At 64.2% G+C, this 25,977-nt stretch carries 28 protein-coding genes; 11 read left to right on the top strand and 17 right to left on the bottom strand.

Annotation, left to right across the window (positions count from 1 at the left end; all coding sequences use genetic code 11):
- The first annotated feature begins 19 nt into the window (after positions 1 to 19).
- Positions 20 to 1,561 (top strand): lipopolysaccharide biosynthesis protein, encoded by a 1,542-nt coding sequence (locus B5X69_RS05920; protein ID WP_425441500.1) that lies wholly within the window; start codon positions 20 to 22, stop codon positions 1,559 to 1,561.
- On the opposite strand, the gene B5X69_RS05925 is transcribed toward B5X69_RS05920, so the two are convergent.
- Positions 1,562 to 1,825 carry a hypothetical protein gene (locus B5X69_RS05925; protein WP_079637766.1) on the bottom strand — a complete coding sequence of 88 codons (264 nt, stop codon included), beginning with the start codon at positions 1,823 to 1,825 and terminating at the stop codon, positions 1,562 to 1,564. It lies immediately after the preceding gene.
- A gap of 55 nt (positions 1,826 to 1,880) precedes the next feature.
- The gene (locus B5X69_RS05930) at positions 1,881 to 2,879 is read right to left on the bottom strand and encodes an adenosine kinase (RefSeq protein ID WP_079637767.1); all 999 of its coding nucleotides are present in this window, start codon (positions 2,877 to 2,879) and stop codon (positions 1,881 to 1,883) included.
- A 108-nt stretch (positions 2,880 to 2,987) separates the two neighbouring features.
- Between B5X69_RS05930 and B5X69_RS05935 the strand changes: the two genes are divergently transcribed.
- Both B5X69_RS05935 and B5X69_RS05940 read left to right on the top strand, forming a co-directional pair.
- The gene (locus tag B5X69_RS05935) at positions 2,988 to 3,668 is read left to right on the top strand and encodes an EI24 domain-containing protein (RefSeq protein WP_079637768.1); all 681 of its coding nucleotides are present in this window, start codon (positions 2,988 to 2,990) and stop codon (positions 3,666 to 3,668) included.
- Positions 3,665 to 4,069: a hypothetical protein gene (locus B5X69_RS05940; RefSeq protein ID WP_079637769.1), complete on the top strand. Its 405-nt coding sequence runs from the start codon at positions 3,665 to 3,667 to the stop codon at positions 4,067 to 4,069. Before B5X69_RS05935 ends, B5X69_RS05940 begins: the two co-directional genes overlap by 4 nt.
- Before the next feature lie 32 nt (positions 4,070 to 4,101).
- On the opposite strand, the gene queG is transcribed toward B5X69_RS05940, so the two are convergent.
- Complete coding sequence (queG, locus tag B5X69_RS05945) at positions 4,102 to 5,154, bottom strand: tRNA epoxyqueuosine(34) reductase QueG (protein ID WP_079637770.1); 1,053 nt, start codon at positions 5,152 to 5,154, stop codon at positions 4,102 to 4,104.
- Positions 5,155 to 5,219: 65 nt separating this feature from the next.
- Here queG and B5X69_RS05950 point away from each other — a divergent pair, with 65 nt between their 5' ends.
- From B5X69_RS05950 to msrB, 4 genes are all read left to right on the top strand, one after another.
- On the top strand, positions 5,220 to 6,170 hold the full coding sequence (locus B5X69_RS05950; protein WP_079637771.1) for an ABC transporter ATP-binding protein: 951 nt from the start codon (positions 5,220 to 5,222) through the stop codon (positions 6,168 to 6,170).
- Entirely contained in the window at positions 6,167 to 7,429 is a 1,263-nt protein-coding gene (locus B5X69_RS05955; RefSeq protein ID WP_079637772.1) for an ABC transporter permease, read from the top strand. The genes B5X69_RS05950 and B5X69_RS05955 overlap by 4 nt, the downstream gene beginning before the upstream one ends.
- Positions 7,430 to 7,579: 150 nt before the next feature.
- Entirely contained in the window at positions 7,580 to 8,836 is a 1,257-nt protein-coding gene (locus B5X69_RS05960) for a cytochrome P450 (RefSeq protein ID WP_079637773.1), read from the top strand.
- Between the two features lie 109 nt (positions 8,837 to 8,945).
- Positions 8,946 to 9,368, top strand: a complete 423-nt coding sequence (gene msrB / locus B5X69_RS05965) for a peptide-methionine (R)-S-oxide reductase MsrB (RefSeq protein ID WP_245798641.1) — start codon at positions 8,946 to 8,948, stop codon at positions 9,366 to 9,368.
- Here msrB and B5X69_RS05970 read toward each other — a convergent pair.
- The 9 genes from B5X69_RS05970 to B5X69_RS06010 form a co-directional block, all read right to left on the bottom strand.
- On the bottom strand, positions 9,349 to 11,148 hold the full coding sequence (locus B5X69_RS05970) for a hypothetical protein (protein ID WP_139375677.1): 1,800 nt from the start codon (positions 11,146 to 11,148) through the stop codon (positions 9,349 to 9,351). The genes msrB and B5X69_RS05970 overlap by 20 nt on opposite strands.
- Before the next feature lie 8 nt (positions 11,149 to 11,156).
- A complete protein-coding gene (locus tag B5X69_RS05975; RefSeq protein WP_079637776.1) occupies positions 11,157 to 11,588 on the bottom strand; it encodes a GtrA family protein in 432 nt (143 codons plus the stop codon).
- Positions 11,589 to 11,594: 6 nt separating this feature from the next.
- Complete coding sequence (locus tag B5X69_RS05980; protein WP_079637777.1) at positions 11,595 to 13,121, bottom strand: NAD(P)/FAD-dependent oxidoreductase; 1,527 nt, start codon at positions 13,119 to 13,121, stop codon at positions 11,595 to 11,597.
- Positions 13,122 to 13,226: 105 nt separating this feature from the next.
- Positions 13,227 to 14,183, bottom strand: a complete 957-nt coding sequence (locus tag B5X69_RS05985) for a ParB/RepB/Spo0J family partition protein (protein WP_079637778.1) — start codon at positions 14,181 to 14,183, stop codon at positions 13,227 to 13,229.
- Entirely contained in the window at positions 14,184 to 14,966 is a 783-nt protein-coding gene (locus tag B5X69_RS05990; RefSeq protein ID WP_079637779.1) for a ParA family protein, read from the bottom strand.
- On the bottom strand, positions 14,963 to 15,616 hold the full coding sequence (rsmG, locus tag B5X69_RS05995) for a 16S rRNA (guanine(527)-N(7))-methyltransferase RsmG (protein WP_079637780.1): 654 nt from the start codon (positions 15,614 to 15,616) through the stop codon (positions 14,963 to 14,965). The genes B5X69_RS05990 and rsmG overlap by 4 nt, the downstream gene beginning before the upstream one ends.
- A gap of 151 nt (positions 15,617 to 15,767) precedes the next feature.
- Positions 15,768 to 17,675 (bottom strand): tRNA uridine-5-carboxymethylaminomethyl(34) synthesis enzyme MnmG, encoded by a 1,908-nt coding sequence (gene mnmG, locus B5X69_RS06000; protein WP_139375678.1) that lies wholly within the window; start codon positions 17,673 to 17,675, stop codon positions 15,768 to 15,770.
- Positions 17,676 to 17,732: 57 nt separating this feature from the next.
- Positions 17,733 to 19,037, bottom strand: coding sequence for a tRNA uridine-5-carboxymethylaminomethyl(34) synthesis GTPase MnmE (gene mnmE, locus B5X69_RS06005; protein ID WP_281250921.1), 1,305 nt, complete (start codon positions 19,035 to 19,037; stop codon positions 17,733 to 17,735).
- 23 nt (positions 19,038 to 19,060) lie between these two features.
- Positions 19,061 to 19,357, bottom strand: coding sequence for a DUF6489 family protein (locus B5X69_RS06010; protein ID WP_079637783.1), 297 nt, complete (start codon positions 19,355 to 19,357; stop codon positions 19,061 to 19,063).
- A 104-nt stretch (positions 19,358 to 19,461) separates the two neighbouring features.
- Between B5X69_RS06010 and B5X69_RS06015 the strand changes: the two genes are divergently transcribed.
- Genes B5X69_RS06015 through B5X69_RS06025 form a run of 3 tightly spaced genes read left to right on the top strand, consistent with a single transcriptional unit; the run spans position 19,462 to position 22,155 of the window.
- Positions 19,462 to 20,160: a dienelactone hydrolase family protein gene (locus tag B5X69_RS06015; RefSeq protein WP_079637784.1), complete on the top strand. Its 699-nt coding sequence runs from the start codon at positions 19,462 to 19,464 to the stop codon at positions 20,158 to 20,160.
- A 35-nt stretch (positions 20,161 to 20,195) separates the two neighbouring features.
- The gene (locus B5X69_RS06020) at positions 20,196 to 20,555 is read left to right on the top strand and encodes a nuclear transport factor 2 family protein (protein WP_079637826.1); all 360 of its coding nucleotides are present in this window, start codon (positions 20,196 to 20,198) and stop codon (positions 20,553 to 20,555) included.
- Positions 20,556 to 20,562: 7 nt separating this feature from the next.
- Positions 20,563 to 22,155 carry an FMN-binding glutamate synthase family protein gene (locus B5X69_RS06025; RefSeq protein WP_079637785.1) on the top strand — a complete coding sequence of 531 codons (1,593 nt, stop codon included), beginning with the start codon at positions 20,563 to 20,565 and terminating at the stop codon, positions 22,153 to 22,155.
- Here B5X69_RS06025 and B5X69_RS06030 read toward each other — a convergent pair.
- The gene (locus tag B5X69_RS06030; protein ID WP_245798628.1) at positions 22,152 to 22,535 is read right to left on the bottom strand and encodes a DUF1489 family protein; all 384 of its coding nucleotides are present in this window, start codon (positions 22,533 to 22,535) and stop codon (positions 22,152 to 22,154) included. The genes B5X69_RS06025 and B5X69_RS06030 overlap by 4 nt on opposite strands.
- A 238-nt stretch (positions 22,536 to 22,773) precedes the next feature.
- Here B5X69_RS06030 and B5X69_RS20885 point away from each other — a divergent pair, with 238 nt between their 5' ends.
- Entirely contained in the window at positions 22,774 to 23,058 is a 285-nt protein-coding gene (locus tag B5X69_RS20885; RefSeq protein ID WP_139375679.1) for a hypothetical protein, read from the top strand.
- Here B5X69_RS20885 and B5X69_RS06035 read toward each other — a convergent pair.
- The 4 genes from B5X69_RS06035 to B5X69_RS06050 all read right to left on the bottom strand — a co-directional run bounded on the left by B5X69_RS06035 (position 23,055) and on the right by B5X69_RS06050 (position 25,976).
- Positions 23,055 to 23,777, bottom strand: a complete 723-nt coding sequence (locus tag B5X69_RS06035) for a TerC family protein (protein WP_425441501.1) — start codon at positions 23,775 to 23,777, stop codon at positions 23,055 to 23,057. The genes B5X69_RS20885 and B5X69_RS06035 overlap by 4 nt on opposite strands.
- Complete coding sequence (locus B5X69_RS06040) at positions 23,774 to 24,067, bottom strand: antibiotic biosynthesis monooxygenase family protein (RefSeq protein WP_079637787.1); 294 nt, start codon at positions 24,065 to 24,067, stop codon at positions 23,774 to 23,776. The genes B5X69_RS06035 and B5X69_RS06040 overlap by 4 nt, the downstream gene beginning before the upstream one ends.
- Before the next feature lie 9 nt (positions 24,068 to 24,076).
- A complete protein-coding gene (gene rho / locus B5X69_RS06045; protein WP_079637788.1) occupies positions 24,077 to 25,333 on the bottom strand; it encodes a transcription termination factor Rho in 1,257 nt (418 codons plus the stop codon).
- 193 nt (positions 25,334 to 25,526) lie between these two features.
- Positions 25,527 to 25,976: a CopD family protein gene (locus B5X69_RS06050; protein WP_079637789.1), complete on the bottom strand. Its 450-nt coding sequence runs from the start codon at positions 25,974 to 25,976 to the stop codon at positions 25,527 to 25,529.
- Position 25,977: the final 1 nt, after the last annotated feature.

Consider the following 25,977-nt stretch of genomic DNA (forward strand, 5'->3'; position numbering starts at 1 on the left):
AGCAGAAGGGGCGCGAGGCTTGAGCCAGACGGACAGCGCAGCCGCGCCCCCGCCCTCCCATTCCGCGCCCGATCAGCCCATGCACGACGCTGATGCGGCCGCGCTCGCCAAGGGCGGGCGCACCAACTTCTTGGGTTTCGTTCTGCGTCTCGTCGCGCGCCTTCCCTTCCTTTACGTCGCGGGCCGCTGGTACGGCGCCGACCTGGTGGGCCGCTTCGCCTTTGCGGTTCTCGTCATCGAGCTGGTCGCGCAGGTCGCGACGCTCGGTCTCAAACGGGGACTTGCAGAGCAATTGAGCGCCCCCGGCGCCGACCCCCGTATCGTCGTGTGGGACGGAATGTTCGTCGCTTTTCTCGCCTCGGCGCTCGGTTCGGCGATCCTCTTCCTCCTGCCGCAACTTATGTATCCTGCAGGCAACGTCAGCGAGACCGACCGCTGGATGGCGCTGCTCGTCTTTGCGATCGCGGGCACCGAAATCGCACTCGCCGCCTGCGCCTATCGCTTCGACATCGGCGCGACGGTGCGCGCGCGCGCGATCGTCGAGCCTTGGGCGATCAGCATCGCGGCGGTCGGTTTCTGGTTCGTGACCATGCACGACGGGCTGATGCTCTCCTACGCCGCGGCAATGGTCGCGGCCTTTCTGACCGCTCTGTGGCCGATGATCCGCCACTATGGCGGTCCCGGGGTCTGGCGCCCGCATCCTGCACATCTGATCCGGCTGGCACGCCGCAATGCGCCGCTCGCCGGCGCCGATGCGATCGAGTGGGGAACGCGCCGCCTCGACCTCTTCATCCTCGGCCAATTCACCTCACCGACCATCTATGGCATCTATTATATGGCGCAGCAGGTCGCCTCGCTGCCGCAAAAGCTCAAGACGAGCTTCGAGCCGATCCTCGGCCCCGTCATCACCCGCAGCCTCGCCGAGAAGCGCTTCGCCGCGGTCGCCGCGCAGGTCAGCCAGGTCGGTTTCTGGATCATAGCGGCGCAGGCCGGGGTTGCGCTTGCGCTCGGCATTCCCGGCGAAGCGGTGATGGGGCTTGTCGGGCCCGAATTCGTCATCGGCACCGGCGCGCTTGCCTTCCTGCTCGCCGCCGAAGTCGTCGCCGCGACCGCGGTGGTGAGCGAAGCTGCGCTCGTCTATGTCGCGCGCCACCGGAACCTTCTGATCAGCCTTGCAACCCTTGCACTGCAGGCAGTTCTCAGCGTCGGCCTGATTCTGGTTGCGCGGTCGATGGGGCTGCCACCGATCTATTATGCAGGCGCAGTAGCGCTCGCCCTCATGCTGGCGCTGGGCTTTGCTTCGGTTGCGAAAGCCTGGCTTCTCGCGCGTATCCTGAAAGCGCCGGTAAACAGCCTGCGCTGGGCCCTCGTCTGGGCGACTTCCGGGGCCGCGGTCCTCGGTTGGGGTGCGACGCAGCTTCCCGAATGGGCCGAGTTGCTGCTTGGCGTACCCTTCATACTTGGTGTCTACGCCTGGTTGATCTGGACACGCGGGTTCGGTCCCGCCGACCGCGCACTGTTCCGAAAGCACCCTGAAGCGGCCCAGAGCGCCGCCGGCTGATTATCTGCCGTCTAGCGCGTCCGACGCGGCATCGCCGACATTTTGCGCGGCATCACCCACTTTGTGGGCCGCATCGGTGATCGCGTCGGTTTCGGCCCGTTCGTTGCCCAGAAATTGAAAGGCGACGAACGCTGCGACCACAATCGCGACGAGCAGGATGAGCATCATCCCGAAACCACCGCCGCGTCGCGGCTCGTGATCGACGATCGTCGTGGTGTGCGTCGTCCCGTCGGGGTCGCGCGTGGTGTGGATTTCATCGGTCATTTCATTCTCCTCGTGCCGTTTGCGGCATAGGACGCGCGAAGGCCGGGCCGGGTTCCTATCCGAGGCGTGCGGCGACCTCCGCCTTGAGGTCGCTTTGAGCGCGCGGACCGACCTGCGCGATAATCTCGCGCGCGCATACCGCGCCCATAGTCAGACAATTGGCGATACTGCGTCCCTCGGCCTGTCCCGCAAGGAAGCCCGCAGCAAACAGGTCACCGGCGCCGGTCGTGTCGACCACCGTGTCGATCGGCTCGGCGCCGACCTCGGTGCGAACCCCGTCCATGATGGCGATCGCACCCTTTTCGCTTCGCGTCACAACGAGCAGGGGGACCTCGGCAGCAACCTTGGCGACCGCAGCCTCGAAATCCTCCTCGGCGGCGAGCGCCTTGATCTCGACTTCATTCGCAAAAAGTATGTCGAACAGACCCTCGCGGATCAACGCGCGGAAGTCCTCACCGTGCCGGTCGATGATGAAGGCGTCGGAAAGCGTGAAGGCGACCTTGCGTCCCGCCCCGCGTGCGACCTCGATCGCGCGGCGCATGGCGGCTCGCGACAGCGGCGGATCCCAAAGATAGCCCTCAAGATAGAGGATGTCAGAATCGGCAATCACCGCCTCATCGATCATCGCCTGGTCGAGCAGGTGGCTCGCGCCGAGAAAAGTGTTCATCGTCCGCTGTCCATCGGGCGTGACCAGAATCAGGCAGCGCGCAGTCGGGGCACCGCTGCTGAGCGGTGGCGTCTCATAGGCGACGCCGAGCGCGCGCAGGTCGTGCGTGAAGACATGACCGAGCTGATCGTCCGCGACCTGTCCGATGAAAGCGCAGCGGCGGCCGAGCGCGGCCATTCCCGCAAGCGTATTCGCCGCCGAGCCGCCGGACATTTCGACCGCCGGACCCATTGCGGCATAAAGACGGGTTGCCTCCGCCGCGTCGATCAGCCGCATCGAACCTTTGGTGAGACCCTCGGCCTCGATCAGCGCATCCTCGGCGCGGGCGATGACGTCGACGATAGCATTGCCGATGGCAACGACGTCGAAACGGGCGGTGGATGCCATGAAAATTCCTGTGATGTTGGGAAAAGCTGCCGCGCGCCTTAATCGGCGGCGCGCGCCAAGGCAAGCGCAGCGCTTGACGCGCGCCATGGTACCCCGCATCCCTGCGCCATGGCCCGCGCCGTTCACGCCTTGCTGCTCGCGCTTCGCGACCTGCGAAGCCCGGGGGTCCTTCGCATCCTTGCCGCGAGCCTCGCGCTCACCCTCTTGATCCTTCTTGCCGTCGGAGCGGCGCTCTTCTTCGCTGCGCGCTGGGCGCTCTCGCATGCGCAATGGCTTGCCGGCGCAAGTCTCGACATGGCCGGGATCGTCATTCTCCTCGCACTGATCGGCGCAAGTTGGCTTCTGTTTCGCGCGGCCGCGATCGCTGTCATCGGTCTTTTTGCAGACGCTTTTGTCGCCGATATCGAGACGCGCCACTATCCCGCCGCGGCGCGGCGCGCGGTCGATGTCGGCTGGCGGCGCGGCGCCGCCCTTGCGTTCGCCTCGCTGACGCGGCTGATCCTGGGCAATCTCGCTGCACTGCCCTTCTACATTCTGCTTCTCGTCACCGGTATCGGCGCGCCGATCCTCGCACTGGCGGTCAACGCGATGCTGCTCGGGCGCGATCTCGAAGCGATGGTCCTCGCACGCCACCCCGACCAGCCGCGGTTCGACCAGAAGGCGCGCTGGTCGCTCGGACTGCTGTCCGCCGCAGCTTTCCTGATACCTGTCGTCAATTTCTTGGCCCCCATCATCGGCGCCGCTATGGCCGTGCACATGCTTCACCTCGGGGAAAAGGACGACAAATGATCCGGCACGAGCATCTGGGACTTGCCGCCGCAATCGCACTGTTGCTTGCTGGCTGCGCCGGCCCCGCGATACCGCGCCCGGCGCCCCCGGGCGCGGCCGCCACCCGGCCAGCCCCGCAAGGGCCCGTGCCAGCGCCGATTACGGCGCCGCGCGTTGTGCAGCACAACAGTCTGATCGGTCACGACGTCGGCGCTGCAATCTCTCTGTTCGGCAAGCCGCGGCTCGACGTCACCGAAGGTGCCGGGCGGAAACTTCAGTTCGCGGGTGAAGCCTGTATCCTCGACGTCTATTATTATGCCCCCAGGCAGGGCGCAAAGCCGCTCGCCACCCATGTCGATGCCCGGGCGGCAGACGGCCGCGACGCGAATATCGACGGCTGCATTTCAGCGCTGAAGCGCTGAGGCGCCCCCTCGAGAGAGGCGCCCTTGTGACGTCATTCCGCCAGCTGGGCGAGCGCCCATGCAGCCGCGTCCGCCACCATCTCCGAATCATCGCCGACGAGCGCGGCTAACCGGGCGCGCAAGCGCGGGTTGCCGCTGTTACCTGCCGCGATCGCCGCGTTGCGGACCATGCGGTTGCGTCCGATACGCTTGATCGGTGACCCTGCGAAGACCTGGCGGAATCCCGCGTCATCGAGTTCGAGCAGGTCGGCAAGCGCCGGCGCTGCGAGTTCGGCGCGCGGCAGGAAAGCGCGGTGGCAATGCGCGGTTTCGGCAAACTTGTTCCACGGGCAGACCGCAAGGCAATCGTCGCAGCCATAGACATGGTTGCCAATTGCACGCCGCAGCTCCACCGGAATCGGCCCGTCATGCTCGATCGTGAGGTAGGAAATGCAGCGGCGCGCGTCGAGCTGATAGGGGGCGGGAAACGCCTGCGTCGGGCACACATCCTGACACGCATGGCAGCTGCCGCAGCGGTCGCGGCCCGGCTTCTCCGGCGTGAGCTCGAGCGTCGTGTAGATCGCACCAAGGAAAAGCCAGCTGCCATGGTCACGGCTCACGAGATTGGTGTGCTTGCCTTGCCAGCCCAGCCCCGCCGCCGCTGCGAGCGGCTTTTCCATCACTGGCGCTGTATCCACGAACACCTTGACGTCGGCGCCGGGGGCTTCGGCGACGAGCCAGCGTGCGACCGCTTTCAGCGCCTTCTTGACCGTATCATGATAGTCGCTTCCTTGCGCATAGACCGAAATCCGACCGCAATCGGGATGCCCGGCAAGAGCCAAAGGGTCGCCCCCGGGCGCGTAGCTCATGCCAAGGGCGATCACCGACCGCACCTCGGGCCATAGGCCCTTGGGCGACCCGCGCTGCCCGGCGCGGCTTTCCATCCAGATCATTCCGCCGTGCCGCCCCTCGGCGAGCCATTGATTCAGTCGTTCGGCGCTCTTGCAGGTCGCATCGGCGAGCGTGATGCCGAACGCTGCGAATCCCTGCGCGCGTGCAAACGCTTCGAGCCGCTGTTCGAGAGAGGGCAAGGCTTCGGCAACCATTGGCGCTCTATACGCGAGCCGCCTTGCCGTGCCATAGCTTGGGCGAGATAAGTGGAAAACGGCATTTGAACGATTTCAGCGTCGAGGCAAAGGGCCTCACCAAATATTTCGGTGCTTTCAGGGCCGTCGACCAAGTCAGCCTCGAGGTGCCGACGGGGAGCATCTACGGCGTGCTCGGACCCAATGGCGCGGGCAAGACGACCAGTCTGCGCATGATGCTCGGCATCGTCGATCCCGACGCGGGCGAAAGCCGGCTGCTCGGCGGCCACTCCCCGCAAACGGTGCGCCACCGCGTGGGCTACCTGCCCGAAGAGCGCGGCCTCTACCCCGGCATGAAGGCGCGCGAGGCGATAGCCTTTATGGGCGCCCTGCGCGGCCTCGATTGGGCCGAGGGACGTCATCGCGCCGCGAGCTTCATGTCCGAGCTCGGCCTCGAACGCGTGATCGACGAGAAGATCCGCAAGATGTCGAAGGGGATGGCGCAGATGGTCCAGCTCATCGGCTCGATCGTCCACGCCCCCGACCTGATCGTTCTCGATGAGCCTTTTTCAGGTCTCGACCCGGTGAATCAGGAACGGCTCGAGATGCTGGTTCGGCGCGAGCGCGATCGCGGGGCGACCATCCTCTTCTCCACCCATGTCATGGCGCACGCGGAACGATTATGCGACCGCATTGCGATCATCGCGCGGTCGGCACGGCGATTCGAAGGGACGGTGGATGCGGCGCGCGCATTGCTGCCGATGCAGGTGCGCTATACACCGCGCACCGATGATCCTGCGCTTGCCCAAATGCTGCCCGCAGGAGCAGAGCGACGCGGCGAGGCGTGGCAGTTCCCTATCGAGAACGATGCGGTCGAACCCCTGCTTGCGCGCATTACCGCGAGCGGCCACGGCGTCGCCGGCCTCTCGATCGTCCGCCCCGCGCTTCACGACGCCTTCGTGCACATCGTGCGGCAGGTCGATGCGGGATTTGATGCCGATCCCGAGGCCGACGCGATCGAGGAATCCGAAGCATGACGCCGTTTCTCCGCAACATCCTCGTGGTTGCGCGGCGCGACTTTCTGTCGATCGTCGCGACGCCAACCTTCCTGCTCTTCCTGTTTGCTCCGCTGTTCATGATCGGCATGGGCGCGCTCGGCGGCTTCGGCGCTTCGCAGCTCGCCGACAGCGCGCGCGGCACAGGCCGCGTCGTCGCGGTCGTCGGTCCGGGCGATGTGGAGCCGCTGCGCGAAGCGGACGCCCGCCTGCGGGACGCGCTCCCCGGCGGCAAACCCGCGACGCTCGAGCTGCGCGTTGCGACATCCGGTGTTGATCCGGTCACGATTGCGCAGGAGAAAGGCCGCGACACCTATGCCGTGATGATCGGTCCCCTCGCCTCTCCGCGCATCGTCGAGCGCGAAGCGAACAGCCGGTCGGGGCGCTATCTTGCGCTCCTCGCGACCGAGGTGCTGCGGGCGCGCGCGGCGGGTTCCATCGCCCCCGCTGCGCCGCGCTTCGAAAGCCTGACGCGCGGCGGCACCAGCATCGCAGCGCAGCAGTCGATCGGTTTTGGCGCCGTCTTCGTCATTTTCCTTCTCACCCTGCTCCTCGCCGGACAATCGGTCGGAATGCTCGCTGAGGAAAAGGGCAACAAGGTGATCGAGATTCTTGCCGCCGCGGTTCCTCTCGAAAGCGTTTTCCTCGGCAAGCTGATCGGGCTGCTCGGCGTGGCGATTCTGTTCATCGCTTTCTGGATGGCAATGGCCGCCGGTGCGGGGTTCGTCGCGTTGACGCAGATTGACCCCGCCAGCGTCGCGCAGGCAGGGGCATCGGCACCGCAACTCGCGGTGGCGCCAGCGACGGGCTGGCCCTTCTTCATCCTCGCCGCCTTCCTCTATTTCGTGATGGCCTTCCTGCTACTCGGCGCGGTTTTCCTCGGCGTGGGCGCACAAGCCGCAACGGTGCGCGAGATCCAGATGCTCAGCCTGCCGATCACCATTTTTCAGGTCGCGATGTTGAGCTTGTCGAGCGCCGCCGCCAACGCGCCGGGAAGCAGACTGGCAACAATTGCCCAGCTTATTCCCTTCTCCTCGCCGCTCGCGATGGCAGCGCGCGCCGCGACCGACGATGCGAAGGCGGTGCACTTGCTCGCGCTCGGCTGGCAAGCGATCTGGGTTGCGCTCGTGGTCTATCTCTCGGTGCGCCTCTTCCGGTCGGGCGTGCTGAGCGGCCGCCGCGACTGGCGATTCTGGAAACGCACAAAGGATGTGGCGGCCGATACGGCGTCCCGCCGGTAGCTGCGAAAATGAAGCCCTTCTTAAGAGCAGTGGGGGGGGCAGAGCAAAGTGCCTGCCCGAGGAGCCAGCGCGTCGTTGACAAAGCTGTAAATAGTGGCATTCTCCCACTCCTATAGGCCGCATGAGACGGTCCCCGAGAGGAGCTGCCCGATGGCCACCCAAATTCGCGTTGCGCCCGAAAACCCTGATCCGCTGGACGTTTCCCGCGCCGAGCTGTGGAGTGAGGACCGCTGGCAGGAGCCGATGGCCCGGCTGCGCGCCGAATCACCAATCCATTATTGCGAGGACTCGAAATTCGGACCCTATTGGTCGGTGACGACCTACAAGCCGATCCAGCATATCGAGGCGCTGCCCAAGATATTCTCCTCTTCATGGGAATATGGTGGCATCACCGTCGCAGGCGACGGAATCGAGCATCTGCAAGAGGGCGAGGTCCCGATGCCGATGTTTATCGCAATGGACCCGCCGCAGCATACTGCACAGCGCCGCACCGTCGCGCCTGCGTTCGGCCCCTCGGAGATCGAGCGAATGCGCACCGATACGCTCGCGCGTACGTCGGCGGTGCTCGACTCGCTTCCCATCGGCGAGACCTTCGACTGGGTCGAGAAACTCTCGATCGAGCTGACGACACAGATGCTCGCCATCCTCTTCGATTTCCCGTGGGAGGAACGGCACAAGCTCACCGCCTGGTCCGATGCGCTTGGGGATATCGAGAGCTTCAACACCCTTGAACTGCGACAAAAGCGGCTCGCAATCGCCTATGAGATGGGAGCGGCCTTCAAGGAACTCTGGGACCGCAAGGCCAAGGCACCGGGCCCGCACGACCTTATTTCGATCATGCTCCAGTCCGACGCGATGAGCCACATGAGCCATGAGGAATTCATGGGGAATCTCATCCTCCTCATCGTTGGCGGCAACGATACGACGCGCAATTCGATGTCGGCCTATGCCTACGGCCTGCACTGCTTCCCCGAGGAGCGCGCGAAGCTAGAGACCAATCACGATCCCGAGCTCGCGGTCAATGCGATGCATGAGATCATCCGCTGGCAAACCCCGCTCGCACACATGCGTCGTACCGCGACCGAAGATACCGAACTTTTCGGTCACCAGATAAGAAAGCGCGACAAGATTGCGCTGTGGTATGCCTCGGCCAACCGCGACGAGAGCATTTTCCCGCAGGGAGACCGGATCATTGTCGACCGCGACAATGCGCGCCGCCACCTCGCCTTCGGGTACGGCATCCACCGCTGCGTCGGCGCGCGTGTCGCCGAGCTTCAGCTCACCGCGCTGATTTCCGAAATGCAGCGGCGCCGGTTGCGGGTAAACGTCGTGGGCGAGCCCGAGCGCGTGCACGCAAGTTTCGTCCACGGTTATCGCCATTTGCCGGTGGTTCTCGAAACATATTGATGCGCCAAGCTGAAACCTCGCGCGATCTGCTTCCGTACAGACACATATGATCGAACGACGCTATATTCTCGCAGGCCTCGTACTCGGCGGCGGTCTCATCGGCGCACCGATGCTCTTCGCCAGGTCGAGGCGCCCGCTCGCCGAGCCCGGCTGGCGCCTGCCTGACGCCGAGTGGAAAAGACGGCTCACGCCCCTTCAATACAAGGTGCTGCGCGAGGCCGCGACCGAACGCCCGTTCAGCAACCCACTCAACGATGAGCATCGCGCCGGAATCTTCTCCTGCGCCGGGTGCGCGTTGCCACTCTACTCGAGCCGCACGAAGTTCGACAGCGGGACCGGCTGGCCAAGCTTCTGGGCGCCGCTGAAGGGTGCAGTAAGGACCGCGACTGACTATGAACTTGGCTACCCCCGCACCGAAGTGCATTGCCGCCGGTGCAGCGGACACCTCGGCCATGTCTTCAATGACGGGCCGAAGCCCACAGGCAAGCGTTACTGTATGAACGGCGCCGCACTCAGTTTCCGGCCGGGCTGAGGGGAGGAAGGACGCGATAAACCGCGAAGTCGCCGCGGGAGAGCGCGGGCTCGGGGCGTAGCCATTCGACCGTCTGGCCCCGTGCCAAAAGGGCCGCCAACCCCTCCGGATTTGCCTTCGACAGATTGTCGATTTCGGGCAGATGCGTGCAAAGCGTGACCCAGGTTGCGCCGCTCGCCCGTACGATCGGCTCAGCGTCTTCGGGCCGAGATACATAGGCCGTGATAACGCGGTTCATCGCCGCATGATTGCGATGATGGCCGGTGGCGACGACGCTGTGCGGCGTCAAAACGAGGAGTGTGGGCCCGATATCAACGGGGGCAAAGAGCAGCCCCGCCCTTTCCTCTGCGAGCGGTGCCAGCATCGCCGGATTCGGGCATGCCTGATTCTCGGCTCGTTGGCGCTCAGGCGGTGCGATCCATTCTACGAGCGAAGATGCCAGCAGCGATTCGCAGGCCGGAAGCGCCGCCAACACCAGAACCGCACCCGCCACGCGGCGCGGTGCGCTCTGCATCTCCCGGCTCCAGTTCCAGACTGCCAGCAGCATCGCTGCGAAGCCGGGCACCAGATAGACGTGGGCGACCGCAGATGTCCGGAAAACAAGCACCGAGAGCAGCCCGCCTCCCAACGCAGCAAAGCTCACTCGGAACCAATTGTCGCGCATCCATCCGCCGGGCGCTCGTCGCCAGGCCCATAGTGTTGCACCAAGGCCTATCAGCATCGGGATGGCGAACAGAGCGGCGCTGGCGGGTCTCTGGCGCCAGATAGGCTGCCCTTCGACAACAAGATTGTACCAATATGTACGAACCAGCGGCTCCAGCTCTCCGAATGGGCCGCTGCGACATGCGTGCCCCAACATCAGGAATACCCCGGCCGCGGCTAGCCCCGCGAGGGTTAATCCCATGCCGCGCCGCACCCATGTGGCGCGCAAAGCTGCGGGCCCCTTCAGCCAGAGAAACAGCACAGCTCCCGCTGTCGCAACGCCTGCAACATAGGGGCGAGTAAATGCGTCGCAATGCACCTCAAGCAAGGCCGGCGGCCCGCGAAAGGCGAAAAGCCAAAGGGGCGGAAGGATCACAAGTCCAACCGCGAACCCCGCAAGGCGGGGCGCCTTCTCCGGGTCTCGGAGCCACGCAAGCGCAAACAGAGCGCCAAATATCGCCAGATAGGGCAAGCCCTCGAGCGAGATTTCAACATGCGCGGTAATCACCAGCGCAGCAGCTATTCCGCGGCGAAAACTCGCTTCTCCCAGCGCAAGCCACAGCATCGCGACCGACAGCATCAGCTGCCAATTGTGGTGATCGATGCGGAAGGGCGCGAAATAGTGAAGGAAGGTGACACTCGTCGCGGCGACCAGCAGCCCCGCCATGAGCAGGCGCCGATCGCCGAGTTGCGCCAGGATACGGCCAAGCAGCCAGAACAGCGGGATCATCAAGAGCGGCGGATAAATCGCGACCGCCCAGCCTTCTCCCATTTCGGCGCCGAGCAAGAGCGTCAGCAGCCAGATCAGCGCCGCGATCTGCGCGTCGATAAAGCGCGACCAATGCATCGCCCCGCCACCGCTGGCAGGATCGACCCGATACTGGGTGATGTCCCACCAGCCCTGTCCCGCCATCAGGTCGCGAACCTGCGCGAGGCGCATATAATCGTCGGCATCGCGCAGCGCGAGCGCGGGGATCGCCTCGCGGTAGATGAAGAGGGAAATCAGTGCGACGAGAAGCCCGGCCAGAAGCGCAAGCCTGTTCGAGCCGCGCGGACCGGCAAATGGTGTCAAAAACACCTCACGCATCATTGAGGAAGCCGATTGCCGACGGGAAAGACCAGCGTCTTGCGCAAGATATAGGTGGTGAGGAAGCTCACCGCGATTGCCGTCAATTTCGACAGGCGCGCATCGATGCCCGCCGCTTCGCCCGCCGAAACGAGCAGAACGGTGATAGCAAGGCCCGCAAAGGCGGATCCAAGGAAGAGCGCCTTTTGGCGTACGCGCCCTATGCCGGCTGTGCGCGCACCGTGGACGAACACGAAGCGCGAGCTGATCAGCCAGTGAACGCCTATGCCGATGGCATAGCTTGTGGCCGAGGCAGCCGCGGCGGGCCAGTCGGCAGCGAGGAGGAGGAGAAACAGCCCCATGTCGGCGGCGAGCGCGACCATGCTAGCGCCCAGATAGCGCAGAAAGGTCCATTGCAGCCATTGACGTAGGGGCGGGAACTGCGCTGCCATGACGCGTTATGCCGCCTTGCTGACTCGCGCCGGGACCTCACGCACCGACGCCAGAGCGGCGCGTTTGCCTTCGCTGCCGCTCTCGTGATATTCCGCGTCCTCGTTAACGCCCCAGATGTTATAGATACGCGTCCCGGCGGCGATATTGCGCACCGTTAGCATCGCGGTCATCATCGCATGGTCCTGATTGTTGTATCGGTGCATGCCGTTGCGCCCGACCAGATGGAGCGTCGGGTAGCGCCCCTCGAGTTCGTCCCGCATTTCCGCGACATGCGCCGCATAGTCGTCATCATAGACCGGATAGGCCTTTTCCTGGCGCACCACTGCGCCGCCGACCACATCGGCGGGTTCGCAAAGACCGAGGATCGCCATTTCCTTGGTCGCGAGCGCAATCAGATCCTCGTCGTTCGACGACCAGAGCCCGTCGCCCTCGAAGCAGAAATACTCAAGGCCGACACAGGCTATCGAAGGGTCGGGGACCATTTCGGGCGACCAGCTGCGAAAGTTCTGCACACGGCCGACCTTGACCTTGCGGTCGTGAATATAGATCCAGTTGTCGGGGAAGAGATCCTCCGAGCGGATCTTGAGCGCGACGGTCAAAAAGTCGCGATATTTGAGGTTCGGCGCCGCGGTCAGCGCACTGGCGGGGAGCGGATGAATGCGCGCCGCGAGTTCGCGCATCGGTGCCGAGCTGATGACATGCGCCGCGTCGATCACGACATCCCCATTGGGTCCCGTGGCGGTCATCCGCCAACGTCCGCTCTTCTGGTCTTGCGTCAGCTGCTTGAAGCTGTGACCCATCAGCACATGATTCCCGCCCGCGCGCACCTTTTCGGCTGCGGCCTCCCACATCATGCCGGGGCCGAGCCGCGGATAGCGGAAGGTTTCAAGCAAGGTTTTCGTCGCCATCCCGTCGTTCGGCGCCTTGTTGAGTCCCAGGCTGCGCTTCAGCCCGTCGAGTACCGCCGCCCCGAGGCTCAGCCCCTTGATCCGCTGCGCCGCCCAGTCGGCGGACATCTCGTCGCACGGCATGCCCCAAACCTTCTCGGTATAGGTCTTGAAGAAGATCGAGTAGAGCTTGTGTCCGAATTGATTGACCGTCCAGTCTTCGAAACTGCGCACCTTCTTGTTCGGCAGCAACTTCGCTTTCCCATAGCTCGCCATGCACAGCGCCGAGCGCAGAACGCCAAGGTTCCACAGCGCCTCGAACGCACGCAGCGGATAGGAATAGAATTTGCCCTCGTAATAGATGCGGCTCATTCGCGGGCGCTGAATGAAGTCGTTAGGCAAAATCTCGTTCCAGAGGTCGACAACCTCCTGGGATTTAGAGAAAAACCGGTGGCCGCCGATGTCGAAGCGAAAGCCCTCATGCTCGACCGTGCGGCTGATTCCGCCGACATAAACGGGGTCCTTCTCGATCACCGTGACGCGGTATCCCTGCTGCGTCAGCAGATAGGCAGCGGTAAGCCCCGCGGGTCCCGCGCCGATGATTGCGACATCCGCGCTCGTCGGACGATTTTGAATGTCAGGCATCGAAAATTCCCCACGCAGCAAGAAGATTGTCTGCCCGTGTGGCGCACCGGACCTAAAAACTGGTTAACAGGACGGTAGGAAATCCGCCGCGCCCGGAGAATCCGGTCAGATCGACTCGCCCGACAGGCGCTGGCAAATCATGTCGAGCTGGTCGAGCGACGCGAATTTGAGCGTCAGCGCGCCCCTGCCGCCGCCGCCATATTGAATCGCTACACCGATCCCCAGAAGCTCGGACAGGTGGCGCTCGACGGCGACGATGTCGGGGTCGCGCCCTCCGTCCAGGCCCTTTCGTTCAAGGCCGCCCTTGCGTTGGCCGCCCTTGCCGGCGCGTACCAGCGCCTCGACCGCGCGCACCGACAGCCCCTCCCGCACAACTTTGTGGGCTATCTCCTCGGCGTCGGGCGCGCCGATCAGTGCGCGCGCATGCCCCATCGCCAGACTTCCGTCGCTAACGAGTAGCTGTACATTGCGCGGAAGGTCGAGCAGGCGCATCAGATTGGCGACGTGGCTGCGCGATTTGCCGACCAGCTTCGCCAGCGCCTCCTGACTATGGCCGAAATCCTCGATCAGCTTGCGATAAGCGCCCGCTTCTTCGATCGCACTCAGATCCTCGCGCTGAATATTTTCGACAAGCGCGATTTCATAGGTTGCAGCATCGTCCAGATCGCGCACAAGCGCCGGAATCTGGTGGAGCCCCGCGCGCTGGGCGGCGCGCCAGCGCCGCTCACCGGCGACGAGCTGATAGCCCTCACCCCCTGGGGCGCGGCGGACGATGATCGGCTGGAGGAGACCGCGCGCGCTGATCGAGTCCGCAAGCTCCGCTATCGCCGCTTCGTCGAAACGGCGGCGCGGCTGGCCGGGTAGCGGACCGATCGTGCCAACCGCGATATGCTGAACCGCATCGCCCGATGTTGCGGGCACGGCCTTCACCGCAGCGCCGGGACTCGCAAGAACCGGCGATTCCACCGCGACATCGCCGAAGAGCGCATTCAAACCGCGCCCCAGCCCGGACGGGCGCTTACGCGCCGACATATTGGGGTTTTCATCTCTACTATCAGTCATTTAAGCGGCCTTACGAACATTGGGCAGGCGACCGAGCAGTTCGCGCGCAAGCGCGATATAGGCGGCTGATCCCGCGCAGCGATGGTCGTAAATCAGCGCCGGCAGCCCGTGACTTGGCGCCTCGGACAGCCGGACGTTGCGCGGAATCACTGTGTCAAACACCACCGGGCCCAGCACTTCGCGCACGTCGTCGGAAACCTGGTCAGTAAGCCGGTTGCGGCGGTCGAACATGGTGAGCGCGACCCCCAGTATGAAAAGCTGGGGATTGAAGCGGCCGCGAACGCGCTCGACCGTCGTGAGCAGCTGACTGAGCCCCTCGAGCGCGAAAAATTCGCACTGGAGTGGGACAAGTAGCGATTCGGCGGCGATCAGCGCATTGAGCGTCAGCATGCCGAGCGAGGGCGGGCAGTCGATCAGACATATATCCCACTGCCCCGCTTCAGCGGCGGCCAGAACCTGCTGCAGCCGATGGAGCCGGTCCTGAAACTCGATGAGCTCGATCTCGGCGCCCGACAGATCGACCGTTGCAGGGACGATATCGAGCCGCGGAATCGCCGTCGCGACGCGGCATTCGGCCACGCCGGCATCGCCGCGCAGCAGGTCATAGCTCGACAATTCGCGCTGGGACTGGCTAATCCCAAGCCCGGTCGAGGCATTGCCCTGCGGGTCGAGATCGATGATCAGCGTGCGCCACCCCGTCGCCGCGAGCGCCGTGGCGAGGTTGATCGCCGTCGTTGTCTTGCCAACCCCGCCCTTCTGGTTCGCCACGGCAATGCGAATCATCGCTTTCCTCGCTGTCTCGCCACGATGCGACCGCGCCCGACCAGAATCCGGCTCTCCGCGTCGGTGTGGCTCTGTTCCACGTGAAACACCTTCTGCCATGCCGGGGGCAGAGATGCCAGTTCCTTAACCGCGTTTCGCCCTTTCGGCAGCAGCCAGTGCGTCGATTCGGTGGAAAAGCGCGCGGATAAGTCGATCAGCCGATCGAGCGGCGCAAAGGCGCGCGCGCTGATCGTCGCTGCCGCGCGCGTTTCGACGCGCTCGAGCGGCGCTTCGGCAACCTCCACATGGCCAAGCCCCAGTTCCGCCACGACCTCCCGCAGGAATTCGCAGCGCCGCTTGCGCGACTCGACGAGCAACGTCGGCCGCCCGCTCAGGATTGCCGCGACCAGCCCCGGCAGCCCTGGCCCGCTCCCGAGATCCATCCACAGCCCCTGCCCCACACGATCGAAGGCGACCAGCTGCGCGCTATCGGCAATGTGCCGGACCCAAAGATGGGGGATTGTCGACGCCGCAATCAGATTCTGCCGCCCATTCTCAGCCACCAGCATGGCCGCAAAGCGCTCGAGCCTTTCCCAATGGGTTGGAGTGGGAGCGAAAGTCCTTTCGATCCAGGCCAAGGCTTCCGCCTCCGTTCTTAATAGCTTCACCATCAGTCCTGCACCGAGCTTCGTCAAATATCGACACGGCTCCCTGGAGCGAGCAATGCGCAGGTGCAAGCAGTCATTGCGCGACGGGCTCGATGGTCCAGGTCGCTGCCGGATGGCGCTCCCGGCGACAGCGAGGCCCCATCCGCTCGAGGGCTCAAGCCGCGCGCCGCCGGCTGTGTACCATGATCGCCGTCAGCGCCGCGGGGGTAATGCCATCGATCCGCGCCGCCTGTCCCAGCGTCTCGGGGCGCGCTTTCGTCAGCCGTTCGACCATCTCGCGCGAGAGCCCGCCGATCGCGCTATAATCGAGTTCGGCGTCCAGCAATATTGCCTCATTTGCCGCGAGAGCCCGCAGTTCCGCCTCCTGCCGAGCGATATAGGGCGCATAAAGTGCATCCTCGGCGATCTCGGACAGAATGCCCCGCTCGAACGTGGCAAGCTCGGGCGCGAGCGCCGTGACCGCGTCCATCGTCGTCCCGTCGAAGCGCAGAAGATCGATCCGGCGCCGCGCCGCGCCGTCGCCGGGCAGAGCGATTCCAAGCGTCGCATAATCGGCAGTCTGCACTGGCGCATTGAGCAGCGCTTCGGCCGCTTCGCGCTCTGCCGCGCGCGCTGTGAACTTCGCCGCGGTCGCGGGGCGCACGAGGCCGAGCGCTATCCCGCGCGGCGTCAAACGCGTTGCGGCATTGTCGGCGCGCAGCCGCAATCGGTATTCGGCGCGCGCGGTAAGCATCCGGTAGGGTTCTGTCACCCCCTGCAGCACGAGGTCGTCGACCATCACCCCGATATAGGATTCGCTACGATCAAGAATCAGCGGCTCGCGGCACTGTACGCTGAGCGCGGCATTTGCTCCCGCAATCAGTCCCTGCGCCGCGGCTTCCTCATAGCCGGTGGTGCCATTGATCTGCCCGGCGCACCACAATCCGGGCAGCGCCCGAACCTGGAGCGTCCGGTCGAGCGCGCGTGGGTCGATATGGTCATACTCGACGGCATAACCTGGGACGACCATCTCAACCTTCTCGAGACCCTCGATACGACGCAGCATCGCGAGCTGGACATCGGCGGGAAGCGACGTCGACACGCCATTCGGGTAAACGAGATGCGTGGCGAGCCCCTCGGGTTCGAGAAAAATCTGATGGCCGTCACGTCCTGCGAACCGATGTATCTTATCTTCGATCGACGGGCAGTAGCGCGGCCCGGCGGCGCCGATCGCCCCGGTGAAGAGCGGCGAGCGGTCGAGATTCGCAGCGATTATAGCGTGCGCTTCAGCATTCGTCCGCGTGATCGCGCAGAAAATCTGCGGCACAGTGCGCGCCTCATTCCACGTGGAAAAGGTCCAGCGCGCGCCTTCGGCGCTGTCGGAGGGCTGCTCGGCAAGCCGCGCCCAGTCGATCGTGCGTCCGTCAAGCCGCGGCGGCGTTCCGGTCTTGAGCCGACCCATCGGCAGCTTCGCAGCGCGTAGCTGCGCCGCAAGCCGGTGCGCTCCTGCCTCGCCGATCCGGCCGCCCTCCATCCGCTCTTCGCCGCGAAACATCGTTCCGCCAAGGAATGTGCCGGTGGCCAGTACGACCGCGCCGGCGGCGATCACTTTCCCGTCGCCCAGTTCAACACCCTCGATCCGGCAATGGTCACTGGACAGTTTGAGCGCTGCCGCCTCGCCCGAGACGACTGTAATATGCGATTCGGCAGCAAGGAGGGACTGGATCGCGTCGCGATAGAGCCTGCGGTCCGCCTGTATGCGCGGTCCCTGTACCGCCGAGCCCTTTGAGGCGTTGAGCATCCGGTAGTGGATCGCAGCGGCATCGGCCGCGCGCGCCATCCAGCCGTCCAGTGCATCAACCTCGCGCACCAGATGCCCTTTTCCAAGGCCGCCAATCGCCGGGTTGCACGACATCGTCCCGATCATTGCCGGGTCAAAGCTGATGAGCGCAACGCGTGCGCCAAGGCGGGCAGCGGCGGCCGCCGCCTCGGTCCCGGCGTGCCCGCCACCGACGACGACGACATCGAACGTTGCTCTGTTCTGCATGATGGCGGCGCCCTTAAACGAAAGACCGCGCCGAATCCACTGCGCTGCGATTAGAACGAATGTTTCACGTGAAACAGGCGCGCGCCCGTGGCTTCACTTGCCGATACAGAAGCGCCCGAAGAGCGCATCGAGCATCTCCTCGACACCGGCTCGGCCGGTTATCCGGTCGAGAGCGGCTGCGCCGAGCCTCAGCCGTTCGGCAAGCAGTATCAGGTCATCCGCCTCGCGCGAGCCCGCTTCTACCGAGAGCCAGCGCTGCGCCTCGGCAAGAGCGGCGCGCTGACGGGCTCGCAGCACGGCCTCGCCCTCGCGCGGTAGCAGTGTCCTCGCCATCTCGACAATGTAGCGATGGAGCTTGTCCATCCCCTCGCCCGTCGCAGCCGACAGGATCAGGTCGCAGCGCGCCGCTTCGGCCTCGCGCGCGGCATCGCCGCGCCAGCGGTCTGACTGCGCCGCAATCAGAATCGTCCGCGGGTGGACGGGCACCGCACCGGGGGGACCCAGCCACAGTAGGATGTCCGCGGCCGAAATCGCCGCTTGTGCCCGCTCGATACCAATCGCCTCGATCGAATCGGCTCCTTCGCCCCGCAGCCCCGCCGTATCGGAAAAGCGCATCGCAATCCCGTCGAGCGCAAGCGGGGTCTCGATCACGTCGCGCGTGGTCCCGGCCACCGGCGAGACGATCGCGAGCTCTCGTTGAACCAAGGCGTTGATTAGCGTTGATTTTCCGGCGTTGGGCGGCCCCGCGATAACTACGGACAACCCCTCCGCAATGACCTCCGCGGCGGGCCGCGCTAGCCATTCCAAGAGTTCGGCGGAGACCTCCGCCATCCCCTCAACCACTCGGCGTGCGGCACCTTCATAAACGTCGACATCATCCTCGTCGGCGAAATTCAGCTCGGCCTCCGCTCCGGCCATCAGCTCCAGAAGCCGCTCCTGCCACTTCGCCACAGCGCGCGACACATGTCCGCTCGCCATCCCCAGCGCCTGGATCCTCTGGCTCTCGGTCTCTGCTGCGAGCAGGTCGGCAAGCCCCTCGGCCTCGGCGAGGTCAATCCGGCCATTGAGAAAGGCACGCCGCGTGAATTCTCCTGCCTCGGCGCGGCGCAATCCGGGAATCGCCGCGAGCGCCGCTTCGAGCGCGGCGACCACGGCCCGGCCGCCGTGGAGGTGGAATTCGGCCAGATCCTCCCCGGTTGCCGTCCTCGGCCCCGGAAACCAGAGCAGCAGCGCGCGGTCGAGGGGCGCGCCCTTCGGGTCACGAAGCTCGGCAAGCGAGGCATATCGCGGTGCCGGCACTCGCCCCGCCAGCGCCTCCAGCGCCTCCCGCGCTCGGGGACCGCTCACGCGCACAACCCCGATTGCCGCTGGCGGGCTCCCGCTCGACAACGCGAAGATCGTCTCGCTGCTCGTCTCTTGGGTCAGCTCTTGCGCCCCCGTGCGGGCTTGGGGTCGTCGTTACTGTCGGCCGCCGTTGCTGCGCCGCCCATCAGTCCTCCGCCGAACTGTCCGAGCAGCGACTGGACGAGCCCCAGCCCACCCTCACCCATCGGAACCCAGCTCTTGACCATCGCCTGGACCATGTCGGGGGTGATGCCCTTTGCCATCAAATCCTTGACCCGGCTCAGATAAATATCGTGCAGTGGTTCAAGGTCAGGCAGGCCAAACAGCCGACGCGCTTCCTCGGGGGTGCAATCCACCTCGATATTGAATTTCATGCCCCATCTCCTGTCCGCACGTGGGTGATGGCGCTTGAGCCGCGACCCCGGCGCCGCTAGCTTCGCGCTTTCATCGTCGATAAGCAAGAGCCAGGAGTGCCCGCATGTCCCCGACCAACACAACCATCCCCGCCCTCGAAAAGGAGGGCGACATCCCGGCCTATGTCGCGCGTCCCGACGCGGATTCGTCGCGCGCGATCATCGTGATCCCCGAAATCTTCGGCGTGAATGCAGGAATCCGCAAGAAATGCGATGATTGGGCGGCCGAGGGCTATCTCGCGATCGCGCCCGACATCTTTTGGCGCTTCGCCCCCGGAGTCGAGCTCAGCCCTGATGTCGAAGCTGAACTTCAGGAAGCCTTTGGATATTACGGACAATATGATGCCGACCTCGGGGTCAAGGACATCGAGGCGACAATCCGCTGGCTGCGCGATCAGGGCGCCGACCGGATCGGCTGCGTTGGCTTCTGTCTTGGCGGCCGTCTCGCTTATATGGCGGCAACGCGCACCGACATCGACGCGTCGGTTGGCTATTATGGCGTGATGATCGACACGATGTTGAACGAAGCCCATGCAATCTCGAATCCGCTGATGCTTCATATCCCCACCGAGGACCATCTGGTCGACTCTGCCGCGCAGCAGAAGATCCACGAAGCGCTCGATCCGAACCCCAAGGTGACACTGCACGACTATCCTGGCCTCGATCACGGCTTCGCCGCGACGAGCGGCAACCGCCGAAACGAGGAGGGCGCGCAGCTCGCCGATGGCCGCACCCGCGCCTTCTTCGCCGAGACGCTAGCGTGACCATCCATCCCGGACTCGCCGCCTGGCACGCCTATATGGCGGGCGGCGGCGAGCCGCAGGCCTTGCGCGAGATGCTCGCCGAAGATGCGGTCTTCCATTCGCCCGTCGTCCACACGCCCCAGGAGGGGCGCGACAAGGTGTTCGCTTATCTCCAAGCGGCGAGCCATGTCCTTGGCGGCAACAATTTCCGCTATCTGCGCGAGATTGCCGATGGCGATCAGGCCTGCCTCGAGTTTCAGACCGAACTTGAAGGCATCCAGATCAACGGCGTCGACATCATTCGCTGGAACGCCGAAGGAAAGATTCAGGATTTCAAAGTGATGGTGCGCCCGCTCAAGGCGATCAACAAGGTTTGGGAGAAGATGGCGGCGATGCTCGCCGCGCAGGCGAGTTAGGCACGCGGTGCGCAGCTGGTTCATCTTTCCCGCCCTGTTGCTCCTTGCGGCACTGGCCGTCCTTTGGACACCAGCCCGCTTCACGCTGCTGTTGTGGGTCCCGCTGCTGCTCGTTGCGCTCTTCGACGCGCTCCAGCGGCAGCACACGTTACGCCGCAACTATCCCCTGATCGCCCGCATTCGCTGGCTGTTCGAGGATCTGCGACCCTTTCTCTATTCCTACATCGTCGAAAGCCCGTTCGACGGACGCCCATTCACCCGAGCCGAGCGGGATATCGTCTATGCCCGCGCCAAGGGGGATCTCGACGCGCACCCCTTCGGTACCGAGCTTGACGTCTATTCGGACGAATATGAGTGGATGAGCCACAGCATAGCTCCCGAGCGCGGCCACGACCGGACCCAGCGCGTCCGGGTCGGCACGTCGCAATGCGCGCGTCCCTATGATACGGCGCTGCTCAACATATCGGCGATGAGTTTTGGTTCGCTCGGCGCCCGGGCGATCGAAGCGCTGAACCTTGGTGCAAGGCTCGGAAATTTCTACCATGACACCGGCGAGGGCGGCTTCAGCCCCTATCACCGCCTCCACGGCGGCGACGTCGTATGGGAACTGGGTAGCGGCTATTTCGGCTGTCGCGATCTCCGCGGCCATTTCGACCCCGAACGCTTTCGTGACTGCGCACAGGACGATCAGATCAAGATGATCGAGATCAAGCTCAGCCAGGGTGCAAAACCCGGGCTCGGCGGTGTTCTACCCGGTCCCAAAGTCAGCGCGGAAATCGCGGCCACACGCGGCGTCCCGATAGGCGAGGATTGCATCTCGCCCGCGGCGCATTCGGCCTTTTCCACGCCGATCGAGATGGTCGAATGGGCCGCCAGATTGCGCGAGTTATCGGGGGGCAAGCCGGTCGGCATCAAGCTGTGCGTCGGCCAGCCGCATGAAATCTATGCCGTCATGAAGGCGATGCTCGAGACCGGCATCCGGCTCGACTTTATCGTCATCGACGGAGCCGAGGGCGGTACCGGCGCCGCACCTGTCGAGTTTTCCAACCGCGTCGGCATGCCGCTGCGCGAAGCTGTGATCTTCGTGCGTAACGCGCTCGTCGGCTGCGGACTGAAGGAAGAAATCCGCCTTGCCGCGTCAGGCAAGGTGCATTCGGGTGCAGGCCTCGCGGTCAATTGCGCGCTCGGCGCCGACTGGTCGAACGCTGCGCGCGCCTTCATGTTCTCGCTGGGGTGCATCCAGTCATTGAAATGCCATACCGACGAGTGTCCGACGGGCGTTGCAACGCAGGACCCCGGCCGTCAGCGCGGACTTGTCGTTCCCGAAAAAGCCGAGCGTGTCCGACGCTTCCAGGCATCCACCGTCTCGGCGCTGTGGGACATCAGCTGCGCGATGGGGCTCGACAGCCCCTGGGCAATCCGGCCTCATCATCTCCACGAACGGCTCAACTCGGCGCGCTCGGATTCGATCGACCGCATCTATAATTTCTATCCGCGCGGGATCCTGCTCGACGACCCGGCATCGGTCGCGAGCGCCCGCTATTGGGCGATGGCGCGCGCCGACAGTTTTCGCGCTGCAGTCGAAGGGACGCCCGGCTAGATCAGGCTGAGTTCGGCTAGCTCGCGATAAAGCTCGGGCGGCAGGTCGCCGACGCTGCTGTCGTCGATACCCCGCGGCGCATCAGCCTCCGTGAGATAGCGCCACCCCTGGTGCGCCCGCTTAGGCTGCGGGTGCACCCTCTCAAGCACCCCGCGGCAGACGATATCGATCCGTCCATCCCCGCGGTCGGCAAAACGCAGAATTTCGACGCGTCCCACAATCATGTGCCGCACGATGAAATGGAGCCGGCCCCCGATCAGCTCACTGGCCCGCTTGGGTTTGAACCGCGTCGCGAAACGCACCTCGCCCTGCACCGCGCGCGACGCGATCCGCTCGGCAAGTGTTGGAAAATCTGGGCAGCCGACGGCCACGCGGGTCATGTGAAGTTGAGACATGATATGCAAGATCGGGGCCCCAGCAGCCCGGTTCAAGCCGGATCGAGAGAAAGATGGCAATCTCCGCGACCCTGCTGGTTGACGGACATCTGCAGCAAGGACGCGGGCGATAGCGGAATATATTGCAGGGCGTGGCGCCCGAATGTGACGGCATAAGGGAACAGAATAGCCCCCATCGAGCCATGATAGCCAGCGCAGGCCGGCCGATGGTAAAGCGCGCCGCATGGATGCGCTCGGTAGGTACGGGCGCTGCGACCATTTCGCAAAGCACCGCCGATGTCTCGGCATGCTGCTACGCCCGCACTGTCAGGCGGAATCCACCGATCGCTTTGGTATGAGGCGAAACAGGCGGACATTTTTCGCCGCCGAGATGTACGACGACGACACCGGCGGCGTCGAGCCCCGCTGCAACGGTCAGCGCTTCGCTGCGACCCGATATTTCAGCCATCGGGACCATCGCATCGTCGCGCCCCTGCCCGACGATGCAATGACAGCCCTTATCTTTTAGCCGAACAAGGTCCCCATACCGACGCTGGGGTCGATCCAGCCTTCGTAGATCATCTTGACCGCGACATAGACGATCACGGCAAGTCCGACATAGGCAATCCAGCGATAGCGCTCGATATATTTGGCGATGATATTCGCCGCGACACCCATCAGCGCGACCGCGAAAACGAGCCCGACGATCAGGATTCCGGGATGGTCACGCGCCGCACCCGCAACCGCAAGCACATTGTCTAGGCTCATGCTGACGTCGGCAACCGCGACTGCCCATGCGGCGGCTGCAAAGCTTTTGGCGGGTTTGAGGCCCGAATGCTCATCGCCCTCGATCTCGGGCGAACCGGCCGAATGGCTGCCTTCGCGAAGCTCGCGCCACATTTTCCACGCGACCCAGATCAAAAGCAGCCCGCCGACGAAGATCAACCCGACGATCTGCATCAGCTGGGTGACGACGAGCGCGAAGGCGATGCGCAGCACCAGCGCCGCAAGGACGCCGATCAGAATCACTTTCTTGCGCTGTTCGGCAGGAAGCCCTGCGGCGAGCGCCCCGACGACGATCGCATTGTCGCCCGCGAGGACGATGTCGATCATCAGAACCTGCAGAAAGGCAGCCAGCGCGGCGGGCTCGGTGATGTTCGAAAAATCGGCGACGATATGCGCCCAGATCCCGTCCGGCCCGCCCAAGGTCTGCGCGGCGGCTGCTTGCGTCAAAATTTCCAATATCACAGCGGATCCCCGAAATAGCTGACCTCTGGAATAGGGTCATAGAAGCGGTGCAGCAACGCCCGCCATTGTTGGTAGCGATCCGATTGCCGGAAGCCGTCGCGATGGTCCGCGACCGAACTCCATTCTGCCAACAACAGGTAAGGCTGTCCGGTTCCGACCGGGCGGCGAATTTCGATCGAAAGAAAACCTGGCGAAGCCTCGATCAGCGGGCGTGCCTTGGCAAAGGCCGCCTCGAACTCGGCTTCGCTTCCCGCACGAACGGGCAACAAGGCATGCTCAACCACCGCCATCGCCGGCGCTTACTGGTTCATGCTGTCGAAGAAATCCTCGTTGGTCTTCGAATCCTTGATCTTGTCGAGCAGGAATTCCATCGCGTCGACCGTTCCCATCTGCATGAGAATGCGGCGAAGCACCCACATCTTGCTGAGCTTGTCCTTCTCGACGAGCAATTCTTCCTTGCGGGTGCCCGACTTGCCGACATCGAGCGCCGGGAAGATACGCTTGTCGGCGACCTTGCGGTCGAGAACGATTTCGGAGTTACCCGTGCCCTTGAACTCTTCGAAGATCACTTCGTCCATGCGGCTGCCCGTATCGATGAGCGCGGTCGCGATGATCGACAGCGATCCGCCTTCCTCGATATTGCGCGCGGCGCCGAAGAATCGCTTCGGGCGCTGGAGCGCATTGGCGTCGACACCGCCGGTCAACACCTTGCCCGACGAGGGGACAACGGTGTTGTAGGCGCGGCCGAGGCGCGTGATCGAGTCGAGCAGAATCACGACGTCCTTCTTGTGCTCGACAAGACGCTTGGCCTTCTCGATCACCATTTCGGCGACCTGGACGTGGCGCGTTGCGGGCTCGTCGAAGGTCGAGGAAACGACCTCGCCGTTCACGCTGCGCTGCATGTCGGTAACTTCCTCGGGACGCTCGTCGACGAGGAGAACGATCAGATAGACCTCGGGGTGATTGTCGGTGATCGCCTTGGCGATGTTCTGGAGCAGGACCGTCTTGCCCGTGCGTGGCGGCGCGACGATCAGCGCACGCTGCCCCTTGCCCTGCGGGCTGACGAGGTCGATTACGCGCGCCGACTTGTCCTTGACTGTCGGGTCGACGGTATCGAGCGACAGCTTCTGGTTCGGGTAGAGCGGGGTGAGGTTGTCGAAATTGACGCGGTGGCGGACCACATCGGGATCGTCGAAATTCACGCTGATCAACTTGGTAAGCGCAAAATATCGCTCGCCATCGCGCGGCGCCCGGATTTCGCCCTCGACAGTATCGCCAGTGCGCAGCCCATATTTGCGAACCTGGTTCGGCGAGACATAAATGTCGTCAGGACCCGCAAGATAATTGGCCTCAGACGAACGCAGGAAACCGAAGCTGTCGGGCAGGACCTCGATCGTCCCTGAGCCGATGATCTCCTCGCCCTCTTCGGCCAGTTCCTTGAGGATCGAGAACATCAAATCCTGCTTGCGCAGCGTCGACGCGCCTTCGACCCCCAGATCCTCCGCCATTTCGACAAGCTGGGCGGGCGACTTCGTCTTGAGTTCTTTAAGATGCATGGATGATTCCAGGATGAAAAATTCAGGAAAAAATAAACATTATGTCATTGCACCGGGGGGTGCCTATCCGACCGGGGGACGGCCGCTTCGATAGCCGCGGCGCGGATCGCGCGCCGCCCGCGCGGGCGCGGGAGTTGATCGGCCCCTATAACCGACGCCAGTGCAAGTCAATCGGCTGCGTCGAGGCGGAGCGTCAGGGGCGAACGATCACCAATATGACAATGATTGCCGCGGCGATTCCAGGAACCTCGTTGAGCAACCGCAGCCGGCTTTCGCTGAGCGAGCGTTCGCCGCGCCGCAATTTCTTGAAGTAGCCGATCAGCCAGCCGTGATAGCCCGACAGCAGGAGGACGAGCAGCAACTTGCCGTGGAACCATCCCTCCGACCAATAACCGCCGTTGAACGCGAGCATCAGCCCCAGCACCCAGACGAGAATGATCGAGGGGTTGAGGATGATACGGCGCAGCCGGTCCTCACGCTCAATCCATTTCCTGTCCTCTTCGGATCCCACCGGGCATTGGTGATGATAGACGAAGAAGCGCGGCATCATGAACAGACCCGCCATCAGGAAGATGACGAAAATCACATGCGCCGCCTTGACCCAAAGCATCGTCACCCCCAGAAATCCGACCCAGTCCGTCATC

It is taken from the genome of Sphingopyxis flava, assembly GCF_900168005.1.
In the GTDB taxonomy this organism is placed as follows: domain Bacteria; phylum Pseudomonadota; class Alphaproteobacteria; order Sphingomonadales; family Sphingomonadaceae; genus Sphingopyxis; species Sphingopyxis flava.